Consider the following 13,190-nt stretch of genomic DNA (forward strand, 5'->3'; position numbering starts at 1 on the left):
TTAGCAGAATATTTTTTTTGAAAGTATGATTTTAGTAAAAAAATGCACTTTTTGTCAAATTTTTGTTTATAATTATAAAAAATATTTTATAAAGAATGCTTATGAAATGTGAACATTGCAGACTTGATTATGAGCAAACTCAAATGATAGCTTATAGCGATAAGTTTTTTTGTTGTAAGGGTTGTCAAAATGTTTGGGAAATTTTGCATGAAAATAAATTGGATGAATTTTATAAAAAACTTGGGAATCAGACTTTAAGTCCTGTTAATTTTGAAAATGATATTAAAAGTTATGATGAATTTATTATTAAGACTAAAGAGGGTTTTAGTGAGATTTATTTGATGATTCATGGTATAGAATGTGCTGCTTGCATTTGGCTTAATGAGAGAATTCTGGCTAAACAAGAGGGAATTTTAGAACTTGATATGAATCATGTAAATCATAAGGTACATATTGTTTTTGATGAGCATAGCATTTCTTTAATGCAAATTTTAAGACTTATTGAAAGCATAGGTTATAAAGCAAGTGCTTATGATCCTAGCAAAGCTTCTAAAAAAGCCGATTTATTAAAAAGAAAATTTTATGCTAAGCTTGTAGTAGCTATTGCTTGTGTGATGAATATTATGTGGATTGCTGTGGCAAAATATGCAGGATTTTTTACAGGTATGGATAAAGACACTAAAGATGTTTTAAATTTTGCAGAATTTATTCTTTGTTCTCCAGTGCTTTTTTATACAGGATCTCATTTTTATCAAAGCGCTTTTAAAACTTTAAAAATGCGTAGTTTGAGTATGGATGTATTGGTTATTAGCGGAGCAAGCTTAGCTTATATTTATTCTTTATGGGCTATGTTTTTTAGAGTGGGAGAGGTGTATTTTGATTCGGTAGCTATGATAATTTGCTTTGTATTTATAGGTAAATATCTTGAAATGTTTAGTAAAAAACGTGCCTTAGATACTGTTGATGGTTTAAATGATTTTTTGCAAAATGAAGTTTTGGTTTTTAATGGAGAGGAATTTGTACCTAAACAAGTACAAAAGGTTTGCATAGGTGATATGATTTTGCTTAAAACAGGAGATAAGGTATTAATTGATGGTATTTGTAAAAGCGGAGAAATAAGTATAGATACTTCTTCTTTAAATGGGGAAAATATTCCTAAGCTAATACAAAAAAATGATGAAATTTTTTCAGCTTCTATAGTGCTTGATGGTAGTGCACAATATGAAGCGACAAAGCTTTATAAAGATTCAAAATTAAGTAAAATTATCCAGCTTTTAGAATTAGCTAGTTCAAAAAAAGCAAAACTTGAAAGCTTGGTAAATAATCTTTCAGCTTATTTTTCTAGAACTGTTTTATTTTTAGCTTTTATATGTTTTTCTTTTTTCTTATTTTATAAAAAAATGGATTTTGAAATTGCACTTGTCAATGCTATTTCAGTTTTAATTATCGCTTGTCCTTGTGCTTTAGCTTTGGCAACTCCTGTGAGTAATCTTGTGGCTTTAGGAAGGGCTTTGAAAAAACATATTTTATTTAAAAGTTCTAGTGTTATAGAAGATTTAAGTAAATGCAATTGTGTAGTTTTTGATAAAACAGGTATTTTAACTAAGTTAGAATTAGAGCTTAAAGAGGTATTTTTGGACAAAGAATTAAATTTAGATGAATTGTATAATTTTGTTAAACTTTCTAAACATCCTATTTCTCAAAATATTGCTTTATATTTAAAAAAAATAGGAGCCAGAGAATTAAATTTTGACTTTAAAAAGCTTATGAATATCCAAGCTAAAGGTTTAAGTGCTTTTTTGGATGGAAAATTATTTTTAGGAGGAAATACTCAGTTTTTAAAAGAAAATCATATTTTTGTTAAAGATTTTGAAGGCACACATTTTATTTTTGCTAAAGAAGGAAAGGTTTTAGCTTTTTTTGAATTTGATAATGTTTTAAGAGAAGGAGCAAAAGAACTTATTGCTTATCTTAAAAAGCAAAAAAAAGAACTTATGATTCTTAGTGGGGATAATCAAAAAGCTGTAGAAAAAATCGCTCAAGAATTACAAATTTCAAATTTTAAAGCTTCTTGTTTGCCCGAAGATAAAATGACAATGATTGAAAAATTAAGTAAAAAATATAAAGTTTTATTTATAGGAGATGGGGTTAATGATGCTTTAGCATTAAAATACTCTAGTGTTTCTATCACTTTAAGAGAAGGGAGTGATTTGGCTATAGAAAGCAGTGATGTTTTGCTTTTAAAAAATGATTTATTTTCTTTAGAAAAAGCCATAAGATTATCTAAAAATACTTTTAAAATCATTAAACAAAATCTTGCTTTTTCATTAGTTTATAATGCTTGCACTATACCTTTAGCCTTTTTTGGTATGATTAACCCTTTATTTGCTGCTATTTCTATGTCTTTTAGTAGTATAATAGTGATTTTAAATACTTTAAGGATTAAAGAATGAATAATGTAATCATGATGATGATAGGGGTGTCAATTCTTATGTTTTTTGTTATTTTAGGGACTTTACTTTGGGGGATTAAAAATAAACAATTTGATGATGATTATAAATTTACCAGTTTAAATGATGATGAAGATGCCTTGCATGATGCTATAATACTTGAAAAGCGTAAAAAAGAACTTTTAGATAAAAAAAGGCTTTCCTAAGAAAGCCTAATAATTATTTTAAGGTTTGAATATATTGAGCAATAGCTTCTAAATCAGCTTCACTTAAAGAAGTCAATTGTATTTTCATAATACCGCCTTGACCAAATTTATTTCTTGTACCTGCTTTATATTCTTTAAGCGCTTGAGTGATTTCTTCTGCACTTAAAGTATTAAGAGCTGGAACTTTATTTAAATAAACTTTTTCAGCTTTTGCACCATGACATATAGCGCATTTTTTAAATAAAGTAGCACCGTCTGCAGCAAAAGCTGAAACCCCAAGACATGCTAAAGCAGAAACTGCTAAGAACTTTTTCATTGTTTTCTCCTTGATGAAAATTTTAGGTTGTGAGATATTATATATCTTTATTTTTATAAAATTCTTAAGAATTATAAGATAATGTTTATTTTCTTTTTAAAAAAGCTATATTATAATACTCATTATGAAAGTTAAAGCATTGTTTTTGGATAGAGATGGTGTTATAAATATAGATAAAAAATATGTTTATAAGATAGAAGATTTTGAATTTTGTGATGGAATTTTTGAATTTTGCAAATATTTTTTAGCTAAAGATTTTTTATTATTTGTCGTTACTAATCAATCAGGTATTGCAAGAGGATATTATAAAGAAAAGGATTTTTTTATATTATGTAATTTTATGTTAAACAAATTTCAAGAGCAAAATGTAAAAATAACAAAAATTTATCATTGCCCACATTTACAAGATTGTGAGTGTCGCAAACCTAAAGCTGGAATGTTGTTAAAAGCTAGAGATGAATTTCAAATCGATATGCAAAATTCTATTTTAGTAGGAGATAATTTAAGTGATATGCAAGCAGGAAAAAATGCATGCATCAATAATTTATTTTTAGTAAATACACAAAAGAAAGAAGGTGATTTTTTTAAACAGTTTGATAATTTAAAAGCAATTTTAAATTTTTTTAAGGAAAAGGAAAGTAAATGAAAATAGCAATCACAGGTGGTGCAGGATTTATAGGATCTCAACTTGCTTTAAATTTGCAAGAAGAACATGAAATTTTAATTATAGATAAAATGCGTAGTAGTGCTGTTTTTGAAAACGGTAATTTGCAAAGTTTTGGGCATTTTAAAAATTTACTTGAATTTAATGGAGAGCTTTTTGTAGGTGATATTAGCGATGAAAAAGTGTTGAAAAAAATTGAAGATTTTAAACCTGAGGTGATTTTTCATCAAGCAGCTATTTCAGATACAACAGTTTTTGATCAAACTAAGGTTTTGCAAACAAATCTTAATACTTTTAAAGATTTTATAGAGCTTAGCATTAAACTTCATGCAAAATTAATTTATGCTAGTTCAGCTTCTGTTTATGGTGATGCTTTAAGCCCACAAACTGTAGGAAAAGATGAAGAACCAAAAAATCCTTATGCTTTTTCAAAATTTATGATGGATAAGCTTGCTAGTAAATACTATGATAAGGCACATTTGGTAGGGCTTAGATATTTTAACGTTTATGGTAAGGGAGAATTTTATAAAAATAAAACTGCTTCTATGATTTTACAATTTGCCCATCAAATTTTAGCAGGAAAAAACCCACGTTTATTTGAAGGTAGTGATAAAATTTATAGGGATTTTACTTATATAAAAGATACTATTAGTGCCAATTTGGTAGCCCTTTCTTCAAAATGTGGGGTTTATAATGTAGGAAGTGGTCAAGCAAGAACTTTTCAAGATATCGTTGATATTTTACAAAAAGAACTTAATACAAATTTGCCTTGTGAATATATTCCAAATCCTTATGTAAAATCTTATCAATTTCACACTCAAGCTAAACTTGATTCAACTTGGCTTTATGAGCCAAAATTTAGTCTTGAAGAAGGAATAAAAGATTATTTAGTAGAGATAAAAAGGCTTTTTGAAAAGGAAGTGAATGCTTGAATTTTTAAGTCAGCAAAAACCTAAAATTTTAGTTGTAGGGGATTTTATGGTGGATAATTACATTTGGTGTGATTGTTCACGTGTGAGTCCTGAAGCTCCTGTTTTGGTAGCAAAAACTTTAAAAGAAGATAAAAGACTTGGTGGAGCTGCAAATGTTTATATTAATTTACAAAGTCTTGGTGCTGAAGTTTTTTCACTTGGAGTTGTAGGGGATGATGAGGGTGGAGATTTTTTAAAAAAGAATTTAAAAGGAAAATTTTTAACTCAAAAAGGACGTAAAACACCTTTTAAAAATCGCATTATGGCGCGTAATCAACAGGTTTTAAGACTTGATGAAGAGGATATAAGTGTTATTTTGCTTGAAAATGAACTTATAGCTTTATTTAATGAAGAAATTAAAGATTTTACAGCTGTGGTTTTAAGTGATTATGCTAAGGGTGTTTTAACTCCTAAAGTTTGCAAGGCTATGATAAAAAAGGCTAATGCTTTAAATATCCCTATTTTAGTAGATCCTAAAGGAAATGATTTTAGTAAATATAATGGTGCAACTTTACTCACACCTAATAAAAAAGAAGCTTTACAAGCTTTAAAATTTGATAATTTAGAGGGTGAAAATTTAGAAAAAGGTATTAAAAAATTAAAAGATAATTTTTCTTTGCGTTATTCTATTATCACACTTTCAGAAGCAGGGATTGCTTTTTTTGATGAAAGTTTACATATAGTTCCTGCTAAGGCTTTAGAAGTTTATGATGTAACAGGAGCGGGTGATAGTGTGATTGCTGTATTAGCTTTTTGTTTGGCTAATGGGATTGAAATTTTAAAAGCTTGTGAAATTGCAAATGAAGCAGCTGCGGTTGTAGTGAGTAAAATAGGTAGTGTGAGTGTAAGTTTTGATGAAATTCAAAGTTTAAAACAAATGAATTTTGAAAAAAAGATTAAAAATAGGGAAGAGCTTTTAAAGATTTTAAAGCAAAATACTAAAAAAGTTGTTTTTACAAATGGTTGTTTTGATATAGTGCATTTTGGACATATTAAATACCTTGAAAAAGCTAAAAGGCTTGGAGATATTTTAGTGGTAGGTTTAAATTCAGATTCAAGTGTAAAAAGATTAAAAGGTGAAAAACGTCCTATAAATTCGCAATTTCAAAGAGCTTGTATGTTGGCAGCTTTTTATTTTGTAGATTTTGTTGTAATTTTTGAAGAAGATACACCTTTAGAACTTATAAGTTTTTTAAAACCTGATATTTTAGTTAAAGGTGCAGATTATAAAGATAAGGATATAATAGGTTCAAATTTAGTTTCAAAAGTTGAACTCATAGATTTTGAAGAGGGTTTTAGTACCAGTAATATTATAAAACAAATTAAGGATAAAAAATGATAGATTTAGTAGAAAAAGAATGGCAAGAGCATAAAAAGATTGTGGAAGCAAGTGAAATTTTAAAAGGACAAATTGCTAAAGTAGCAGATCTTTTATGTGAGAATTTAAAACAAGATAGAAGAATTTTCATTTGTGGAAATGGTGGAAGTGCTGCTGATTCGCAACATTTTGCTGCTGAATTAAGTGGACGTTATAAAAAAGAGCGTAAAGCTTTATCAGGGATTGCTTTAACAACTGATACTTCGGCTTTAACTGCTATAGGAAATGATTATGGTTTTGAATTTGTTTTTTCAAGACAAATTGAAGCTTTAGCAAGAGAAAATGATGTTTTAATAGGTATTTCAACTAGTGGAAAAAGTCCAAATGTTTTAGAAGCTTTTAAAAAAGCTAAAGAATTTAATATGCTTTGTATAGGACTTAGTGGAAAAGGTGGAGGAATGATGAATAAGCTTTGTGATTATAATCTTGTTGTGCCAAGTAGTGATACAGCAAGAATTCAAGAAATGCATATTTTAATCATACATACTCTTTGTCAAATAATTGATGAGGGATTTTAATCTACGAGTTTGAAAATTTATTTTTAAAATAGCAATAAAATGATTAATTTTATTGCTATTTGTTGCACTAAGAGTTTGTGAAATTGAATCTATAAATATTAAAAATGGTTTAAAATTTGTTCTGCTTTTTTTAAATCTGTTAAATTGTCTATATCTAAACTTGTTATTTCATCCATTAAAAAATATTTTGTATTTTTTTGTAAAAAACTAGGTTTTTGACAAAATTTTTTTATATTTAAAATATAAATAGCGCCATTACTCATGTAAGTTTTAGGCAGTTTTTGTCTAGGCATGAAAGGATAATTATCATTGCAAATACCTTGTAGATTATTGTTTTTATCGCAAATGAAGGCTTTTAAAATTTTATTATCATATTTATATACACTAATTAAAGCGTCTGCTTTACTTTCTTTGTAGAGTTTGAAAGCTTCATCAATATGGATATTGTTTCTTAAAGGTGAAGTTGGTTGAAGTAAAATTACATTTTTATAATTTTTGTAAAAATTTAAAGCATGCAAAAGTACTGTTTGGCTTGTAGTGTTGTCTTTGGCTAAGTTATCAGGACGTTTTAAGCACTCAATATTATGAGTTTTAGCGTATTGTAAAATTTTTTCACTATCACTACTTACGACTATTTTATCAATACATTTAGCTTTTTGTGCTGCTTTTATGGTGTAGTAAATTAGGGGTTTATGGTTTAATAAAACTAAATTTTTATTTTTAATGCTTTTTGAGCCACCACGAGCAGGAATAATAGCTAAGGTCATTTTATATCCTAATGAAATTGATTTGCTTTATAAATTGCATTTTTATTTAAGATAAAATCCATATTATATATCTTTAAAAATCTTTTGTTTATTAAGTTTAAAAAATACTCCACTTTGTAGGTATTTAAAAAACAATTTTGAACTATCTAAGACTTCTAATTTAAAATCGAACAAATCTTGTTTTTTATGAATGCTATTGATTGCATTAAGAATTTCTTGGGTATTAGCATTGGTTTTGAGTATGTTTTGAGTACCTAATCTTCCATTTTGTCTTGTGCCAACTAATATTCCTGGGGTTTTTAAATATAAAGCTTCTTTTAAAATGCAACTTGAATTGCCAATGATAAAATCAGCGTGCTTTAAAAAACTTATAAAATATTCAAAACGTAAAGATGGAAAAATTTTAAATCTAGAATCATTTTTAAGTTCTTCATAGCTTTGTAAGATCAATTCAAAACCTAAATCATTATTAGGATAGATTACAATATAGTTTTTATTGCTTAATTTTAAAGCATTTACCAAATTATCAGTTTGTGCTTTGATGCTTGTAATTTCAGTTGTAACAGGATGAAACATAAGTAAAGCATAATCTTGAAATGGAATGTCGTAGTATTTTTTTGCTTCATCGAGTGAAATTTTATTGCTATTTAAAAGTTCTAAATCAGGAGATCCTATGATAAAGATAGATTTTTCATCTTCTCCAAGTTGCAATAAGCGTTTTTTTGCAAATTCATCATTTACTAAATGAATATGAGCGAGTTTTGATATGGCATGACGTAAACTATTATCAATAGTACCTGAAATTTCACCTCCTTCAATATGTGCTACTAAAATATTATTTAAAGCTCCTACAATAGCAGCGGCTAAAGGTTCAATCCTGTCTCCATGCACTACGATTAAATCAGGGTTGATTTCATTTACATATCTTGAAAAGCCATCTATTGTAGCAGCTAAAGCTTTATCAGTTTGATAGTATTTATCATAATTTATGAATTCGTAAATATTTTTAAAGCCATTTTTGTAAATTTCTTTAACTGTATAGCCAAAATTTTTACTCAGATGCATTCCTGTTGCAAAAATAAAAAGTTCAAATTCGTTTGAACAAGCAACTTTTTGCATTAAAGATCTAATTTTAGAATAATCAGCCCTAGTACCTGTTATAAACAGAATTTTTTTCACTCAAAATCCTCATACTGTAATTGTGTATCATTGGCTATATCCTTTAAAGCTCTTTTATTTAAAATATTTTCAAATTCGCTTGCACTAATTCCACCAAGACCTGGACGTTTAACCCAAATATTATCCATGGATAATATTTCGCCTTTTTTAATATCTTTGATACTTACAACACTAGCAAAAGCAAAATCAATGGTAACTTGTTCTTCTTTGCTTGCTTGTTTTTTAGCATTGAGTCCACGCATTATTGCCATTTGTTCACTTTGCTGTATAAGTTCTTTTAGGGCTTGTGTGTCCATAGAACAAATTATATCAGGTCCACTTCTATGCATAGAGTCTGTAAAATGTCTTTCAAGTATACAAGCTCCAAGTGCTGTTGCTCCTAAGCATGCAAGATTATCAGTAGTGTGATCGCTTAATCCAACCATGCAAGAAAATTCTTTTTTAAGTTCAAGCATGGCATGTAGTCTTACTAAGTGATGAGGTGTTGGATAAAGATTGGTTGTATGCATTAAAATAAAAGGAATTTCATAGTCTAATAATATTTTTACTGTAGGTTTTATACTTTGTATACTATTCATCCCTGTGCTTATGATCATAGGTTTTTTAAAAGCTGCAATATGCTTAATAAGAGGATAATTATTGCACTCTCCTGATCCTATTTTAAAAGCACTTACTCCTAAATCTTGAAGTCTGTTTGCGCCTGCACGAGAAAAAGGAGTGCTTAAATATACAAGTCCTAATTTTTCAGTATACTCTTTTAGGGCTAATTCGTCTTTATAATTTAGAGCACATTTTTGCATAATCTCATAAATACTTATTTTAGCATTTCCTGGTATGACATTTTTTGCAGCCTTGCTCATTTCATCTTCAATAATATGAGTTTGATGTTTAATGATTTTTGCTCCAGCGCTAAAAGCTGCATCTACCATGATTTTAGCAAGTTCTAAACTGCCATTATGATTGATTCCAATTTCAGGTACTACTAAAGGTGGATTTTGTTCATTTATCGTAATATTTTGTATTGTTATTTCTTTCATTTTAATTTCCTTGATTTATAATAATGTTTTATATCACTAGGTAATTTTAGTAAATTTTCTATCAATCTATAATAAATATTTTGTTTAAGTCTAGGTTTTTTAGAGACATTAAAGTTAATTGAAAAAATATCATAAGCTTCTTTAGAAGGTATTAATATATCTTTAATATAGTTTGATTTTTCTTCTAATTTAAAAGTTGAATTTTTTACGGGGGGGGGTGTTTTTATAAAATGACTTAAAGGGCTATTAGGGCATAAACAATAAAATTGAACTTCATAAGTTTTTTCTAAAAATTCTAAAGCTTTTATATCCATATTTTTAGTGTGTTTAATATTATGAGAATTATCATTTTTAAAATTAGGCAATAGTTTTATAAGATTATTTTGTTTGGTATTAAAAGCATAAAATGAACCATTATGATAAAAATCTATCCCTGCTAAATAAATTTCTTTATATCCTAAAGCAATAGCAATGGCACACATATAAATACCAGAAGTAATTCTTTGATTTAAATAAATTTCATGGAATTTGCAATAAGCATCAAATTCTTTTAGTGTTTTTAAAAAATCATAACCTAAATGAGCATCAGGAAAATAATTATAAAAAATTTTAGAAAAATTTTCATTTTCTAAATGAACTAGATTAAAAGTAGAACAAAAGATAAAATCAGTTTTGTATTCTTTTTTATCTATTAAATGTTTTAAGGTATAGTATTGTTCAAAAAAAAGACTAGGATTATAAAATACTGCTTTGCAATTTTTACCAAGATAATATTTATCTTCAAAATAAAACTGATTGCATCTAAAAACATCATAATCTATAGGAAGCTTGGTATAATCAATTTCTTTTAAACTAGGTCCATTTCCTGCGATAATGGCTTTTCTCACGTTTACCTTTCTAATTTATTTGCTTATTGATTATAGCTAAGCACGTTTTATCTTTTACTAAATTTAAATAAAATTTCAAATTTAATTACAATTAAGTGTTTATTATTTACATAATTTAGAAAATATTAAAAAATAGAAATTAATTTTTTAACTTCTTCTATAACCATTTGAGGTTTTAAATCTTGCATACATTTGTGATGTTTTAAAGGGCAAATTTTTTGCATACAAGGCATGCAATCAAGATTAAGATGTACTAATTTAGCATTTTCATTTTGCCAGGGTGAGGTTTGGGTAAATTTTGTTGGGCCAAAAATAGCTACGGTTTTAATTTTATATGCAGCACTAATGTGCATAGGACCGCTATCATTAGTGATAAAAATATCACAAAAAGCTATATTTTGACAAAGTCTTTTAATGCTAGTTTTATTGCAAAGATTTTTAACCTTGATATTTGATTTTTGTAAAATACTAGCAATTTTATCACAAAGTTCTTGCTCAGTTTTTCCTGCGCCAAAGATTAAAATTTCATGTGTTTTGGCAAAATTTAAAGCTACTGTTGCAAAATAATTTGCATCCCATCTTTTCGCGCTTCCAAAATGCGCACCTGGATTTAAACCTAAAATTTTTTTACCATTTTTTAATACAAGAGGAGCTTTAGATTTTAATTTAAAAGGAAGTTGTAATTGTTTAGAATCAATTTTACAAGAGAGTGAATTTTCTATAAAATAAAGATATTTTAAAACTTGATGCTCTTCTTTAAATTTGTATTTATTGAAAAAAAATCTTTGTTGTATTTTAAAAATATGTAAAATGATTTTAGAAGAAAAGGCTGATTTAAAAGAAATACCAAGATCAATTTTGCCAAGTTGATTACGTAAAATTAAAGCTTGTTTGTAGCGTGTTTTTCTATTTTCTATTATAATTTGTGCATTAGGAAATTCTTTAAACAATGCTGTTGAAGCAAAAGATCCATAAAGGATAAAGTGTGCATTTTTAAAATGATTTAAAATACCATATAAAGCCGATGAAGCCATAACTGCATCACCTAGCCAAGTTGGAAGATGAATAAGAATTTTCATAAAATTTCCTAAATTTTTGATAAAATTATTTTTGTTATTTTAGCAAAATTAGGAAAAAAATGCCACAACTTTCTATTATTATCCCGCTATTTAATTCTGAAATTTTTATTAAAAGAGCTTTGCAAAGTTGTATTGATCAAACTTTAAAAGATATTGAAATTATCATTATCGATGATAAGAGTGAGGATGAGAGTTTTAAAGTAGTTTTAGAATTTGCTAAAAAAGATAAAAGAATAAGACTTTTTAAAAATGATAGTAATTTAGGTACTTTTGCTAGTATAAATTTAGGAGTTTTGGAAGTAAAATCACCTTTTTTGATGTTTTTAGATAGTGATGATTTTTTAAATTTAAAAGCTTGTGAATTGGCTTTAGAAAAAATGAATCAAGGTTTTGATTTATTATGCTTTGATGCTTTTGTCCATAGGGTTAAAACCAAACGTTTTTATCGTTTTAAGCAAGATGAAATTTTTTCTAAAGAAGAGTTTTTAGAATTTTTGAGTAGACAAAGACATTTTTGCTGGTCGGTTTGGGCTAAATGTTTTAAAAAAGATTTAATTTTGCAAAGTTTTGATAAAATAAATATTTATGAAAATTTAAGTTATGGAGAGGATATACTTTTTTCTTATATGAATTTTATGCTTTGTAAGAAAATAGCTGTTTTTAAAGATTGTATATATCATTATGAATTTAATATAAATGGAAGATATGAAAATAAAAATAAAGCGATTTTATGTAAAAATTACAAAGATAAACAAAAAAGTAAAGAGCTTGTCAAAAAACTTTCTTTAGTTTATAAACAAGATGAATTTCATAAAAAATTCTTTCAAATTTTAGAAAAAGAAATTATGGATTTAAAAAAGAGGATTGATGAAACAAGAAATTAGTAGTTTTTGGTACACGCCTAAAGGCTTTAAAGGTATAGGTGTGATGGAAATTTTATCTATTAAATCTTTTATAGATAATGGTTATAAATTTATTTTATACACTTACAATTTAGATGATAAAATTTTTAAAAAACTAGATGAATTATTTGTTGATTTTGAATTAAAAGATGCTAATGAAATCATAGCTTTTGAAAATTATTTTAGCGATGATAGAAGTGCTGGTGTTGCTGCTTTTTCAGATTATTTTAGATTTAATTTGCTTTACCTTAGGGGGGGGGTATGGGCAGATCTTGATATGATTTGTTTAAATCATATAGATTTAAATCAAGAATATATTTTTTCTCAAGAAGTTGATGAAGATGAAACAAAAGCTAGGATAACTACTTCATTTTTAAAATTTCCTAAAGGAAGTAAATTTGGGAAAAACTTAATTGATGAAGCTAAAAAAATTATAAATCATAAAAAGTGTATCAAATGGGGACTTATAGGACCTAATTTTTTAGCTAAAGAAGTACAAAAATATGATTTTGAAGAATTTATTTGGGATTATAAAAAAACTTGTCAAATATCGTGGTGTAAAGCCAAAGATTTTGTAAAAAAATCAGAATTTGACACGAGTCAAGCTTTTTTACATTTGTATTCTGAAATGTGGAAGTTTTTTAAGTTAAATAAAAATTGTTTTTATGAGAATAGTATTTATGGTAAATTGCTTAAAAAGCATGAAATTAAAGATTTGACAATAAAATTAGGTTTGGTATTTTCATTTAAAGATAAATATTGTAAAATCTTTTTTATTTTTTATTCTCTTAAAGGATATATAAAAAATCTTAAAAGAATTTTTATTAAAAAATAAG

Annotated in this window: 13 protein-coding genes and 1 pseudogene; 8 read left to right on the forward strand and 6 right to left on the reverse strand. The window is 26.8% G+C overall.

Translation table 11 applies throughout. The features are described 5' to 3' along the window. Window positions 1-95 precede the first annotated feature (95 nt). Both A2J15_RS01180 and ccoS read left to right on the forward strand, forming a co-directional pair. The gene (locus tag A2J15_RS01180) at window positions 96-2,453 is read left to right on the forward strand and encodes a heavy metal translocating P-type ATPase (RefSeq protein WP_116980461.1); all 2,358 of its coding nucleotides are present in this window, start codon (window positions 96-98) and stop codon (window positions 2,451-2,453) included. Next, the gene (gene ccoS / locus A2J15_RS01185; RefSeq protein WP_066776407.1) at window positions 2,450-2,656 is read left to right on the forward strand and encodes a cbb3-type cytochrome oxidase assembly protein CcoS; all 207 of its coding nucleotides are present in this window, start codon (window positions 2,450-2,452) and stop codon (window positions 2,654-2,656) included. The genes A2J15_RS01180 and ccoS overlap by 4 nt, the downstream gene beginning before the upstream one ends. 13 nt (window positions 2,657-2,669) lie before the next feature. Here ccoS and A2J15_RS01190 read toward each other — a convergent pair whose 3' ends face one another. Beyond that, window positions 2,670-2,972: a c-type cytochrome gene (locus A2J15_RS01190; RefSeq protein ID WP_066776416.1), complete on the reverse strand. Its 303-nt coding sequence runs from the start codon at window positions 2,970-2,972 to the stop codon at window positions 2,670-2,672. An 81-nt stretch (window positions 2,973-3,053) separates the two neighbouring features. On the opposite strand from A2J15_RS01190, the pseudogene A2J15_RS01195 reads away from it, so the two are divergent. The 4 genes and pseudogenes from A2J15_RS01195 to gmhA all read left to right on the forward strand — a co-directional run bounded on the left by A2J15_RS01195 (window position 3,054) and on the right by gmhA (window position 6,503). Next, window positions 3,054-3,618, forward strand: a pseudogene (locus A2J15_RS01195) (D-glycero-alpha-D-manno-heptose-1,7-bisphosphate 7-phosphatase). Beyond that, entirely contained in the window at window positions 3,615-4,568 is a 954-nt protein-coding gene (rfaD, locus tag A2J15_RS01200) for an ADP-glyceromanno-heptose 6-epimerase (RefSeq protein WP_066776420.1), read from the forward strand. The pseudogene A2J15_RS01195 and the gene rfaD overlap by 4 nt, the downstream one beginning before the upstream one ends. After that, window positions 4,561-5,946 carry a D-glycero-beta-D-manno-heptose-7-phosphate kinase gene (gene rfaE1, locus A2J15_RS01205; RefSeq protein ID WP_066776423.1) on the forward strand — a complete coding sequence of 462 codons (1,386 nt, stop codon included), beginning with the start codon at window positions 4,561-4,563 and terminating at the stop codon, window positions 5,944-5,946. The genes rfaD and rfaE1 overlap by 8 nt, the downstream gene beginning before the upstream one ends. After that, window positions 5,943-6,503 carry a D-sedoheptulose 7-phosphate isomerase gene (gene gmhA, locus A2J15_RS01210; RefSeq protein ID WP_066776426.1) on the forward strand — a complete coding sequence of 187 codons (561 nt, stop codon included), beginning with the start codon at window positions 5,943-5,945 and terminating at the stop codon, window positions 6,501-6,503. Before rfaE1 ends, gmhA begins: the two co-directional genes overlap by 4 nt. Window positions 6,504-6,601: 98 nt before the next feature. On the opposite strand, the gene A2J15_RS01215 is transcribed toward gmhA, so the two are convergent. The 5 genes from A2J15_RS01215 to waaF form a co-directional block, all read right to left on the reverse strand. After that, on the reverse strand, window positions 6,602-7,270 hold the full coding sequence (locus A2J15_RS01215) for an acylneuraminate cytidylyltransferase family protein (RefSeq protein WP_066776429.1): 669 nt from the start codon (window positions 7,268-7,270) through the stop codon (window positions 6,602-6,604). A 63-nt stretch (window positions 7,271-7,333) separates the two neighbouring features. Beyond that, window positions 7,334-8,449 carry a UDP-N-acetylglucosamine 2-epimerase gene (gene neuC / locus A2J15_RS01220; RefSeq protein WP_066776431.1) on the reverse strand — a complete coding sequence of 372 codons (1,116 nt, stop codon included), beginning with the start codon at window positions 8,447-8,449 and terminating at the stop codon, window positions 7,334-7,336. Next, window positions 8,446-9,486 carry an N-acetylneuraminate synthase family protein gene (locus tag A2J15_RS01225; RefSeq protein WP_066776433.1) on the reverse strand — a complete coding sequence of 347 codons (1,041 nt, stop codon included), beginning with the start codon at window positions 9,484-9,486 and terminating at the stop codon, window positions 8,446-8,448. The genes neuC and A2J15_RS01225 overlap by 4 nt, the downstream gene beginning before the upstream one ends. Next, window positions 9,483-10,373, reverse strand: a complete 891-nt coding sequence (locus A2J15_RS01230; protein ID WP_066776435.1) for an alpha-2,3-sialyltransferase — start codon at window positions 10,371-10,373, stop codon at window positions 9,483-9,485. The genes A2J15_RS01225 and A2J15_RS01230 overlap by 4 nt, the downstream gene beginning before the upstream one ends. Before the next feature lie 125 nt (window positions 10,374-10,498). Further along, window positions 10,499-11,452: a lipopolysaccharide heptosyltransferase II gene (gene waaF, locus A2J15_RS01235; protein WP_066776437.1), complete on the reverse strand. Its 954-nt coding sequence runs from the start codon at window positions 11,450-11,452 to the stop codon at window positions 10,499-10,501. A gap of 59 nt (window positions 11,453-11,511) precedes the next feature. Here waaF and A2J15_RS01240 point away from each other — a divergent pair, with 59 nt between their 5' ends. Together A2J15_RS01240 and A2J15_RS01245 are read left to right on the forward strand one after the other, a co-directional pair. Next, window positions 11,512-12,336, forward strand: a complete 825-nt coding sequence (locus tag A2J15_RS01240) for a glycosyltransferase family 2 protein (RefSeq protein ID WP_066776439.1) — start codon at window positions 11,512-11,514, stop codon at window positions 12,334-12,336. Then, entirely contained in the window at window positions 12,320-13,189 is an 870-nt protein-coding gene (locus A2J15_RS01245) for a glycosyltransferase (RefSeq protein ID WP_116980463.1), read from the forward strand. The genes A2J15_RS01240 and A2J15_RS01245 overlap by 17 nt, the downstream gene beginning before the upstream one ends. Window position 13,190: the final 1 nt, after the last annotated feature.

Source organism: Campylobacter hepaticus (genome assembly GCF_001687475.2).
Lineage (GTDB): Bacteria > Campylobacterota > Campylobacteria > Campylobacterales > Campylobacteraceae > Campylobacter_D > Campylobacter_D hepaticus.

What these genes read in the sequence shown, in the direction of transcription:
- A2J15_RS01180 (WP_116980461.1), top strand. Translation starts at nt 96, where the DNA reads ATGCTTATGAAATGTGAACATTGCAGACTTGATTATGAGCAAACTCAA.
- ccoS (WP_066776407.1), top strand. Translation starts at nt 2,450, where the DNA reads ATGAATAATGTAATCATGATGATGATAGGGGTGTCAATTCTTATGTTT.
- A2J15_RS01190 (WP_066776416.1), bottom strand. Translation starts at nt 2,972, where the DNA reads ATGAAAAAGTTCTTAGCAGTTTCTGCTTTAGCATGTCTTGGGGTTTCA.
- rfaD (WP_066776420.1), top strand. Translation starts at nt 3,615, where the DNA reads ATGAAAATAGCAATCACAGGTGGTGCAGGATTTATAGGATCTCAACTT.
- rfaE1 (WP_066776423.1), top strand. Translation starts at nt 4,561, where the DNA reads ATGCTTGAATTTTTAAGTCAGCAAAAACCTAAAATTTTAGTTGTAGGG.
- gmhA (WP_066776426.1), top strand. Translation starts at nt 5,943, where the DNA reads ATGATAGATTTAGTAGAAAAAGAATGGCAAGAGCATAAAAAGATTGTG.
- A2J15_RS01215 (WP_066776429.1), bottom strand. Translation starts at nt 7,270, where the DNA reads ATGACCTTAGCTATTATTCCTGCTCGTGGTGGCTCAAAAAGCATTAAA.
- A2J15_RS01225 (WP_066776433.1), bottom strand. Translation starts at nt 9,486, where the DNA reads ATGAAAGAAATAACAATACAAAATATTACGATAAATGAACAAAATCCA.
- waaF (WP_066776437.1), bottom strand. Translation starts at nt 11,452, where the DNA reads ATGAAAATTCTTATTCATCTTCCAACTTGGCTAGGTGATGCAGTTATG.
- A2J15_RS01240 (WP_066776439.1), top strand. Translation starts at nt 11,512, where the DNA reads ATGCCACAACTTTCTATTATTATCCCGCTATTTAATTCTGAAATTTTT.
- A2J15_RS01245 (WP_116980463.1), top strand. Translation starts at nt 12,320, where the DNA reads ATGAAACAAGAAATTAGTAGTTTTTGGTACACGCCTAAAGGCTTTAAA.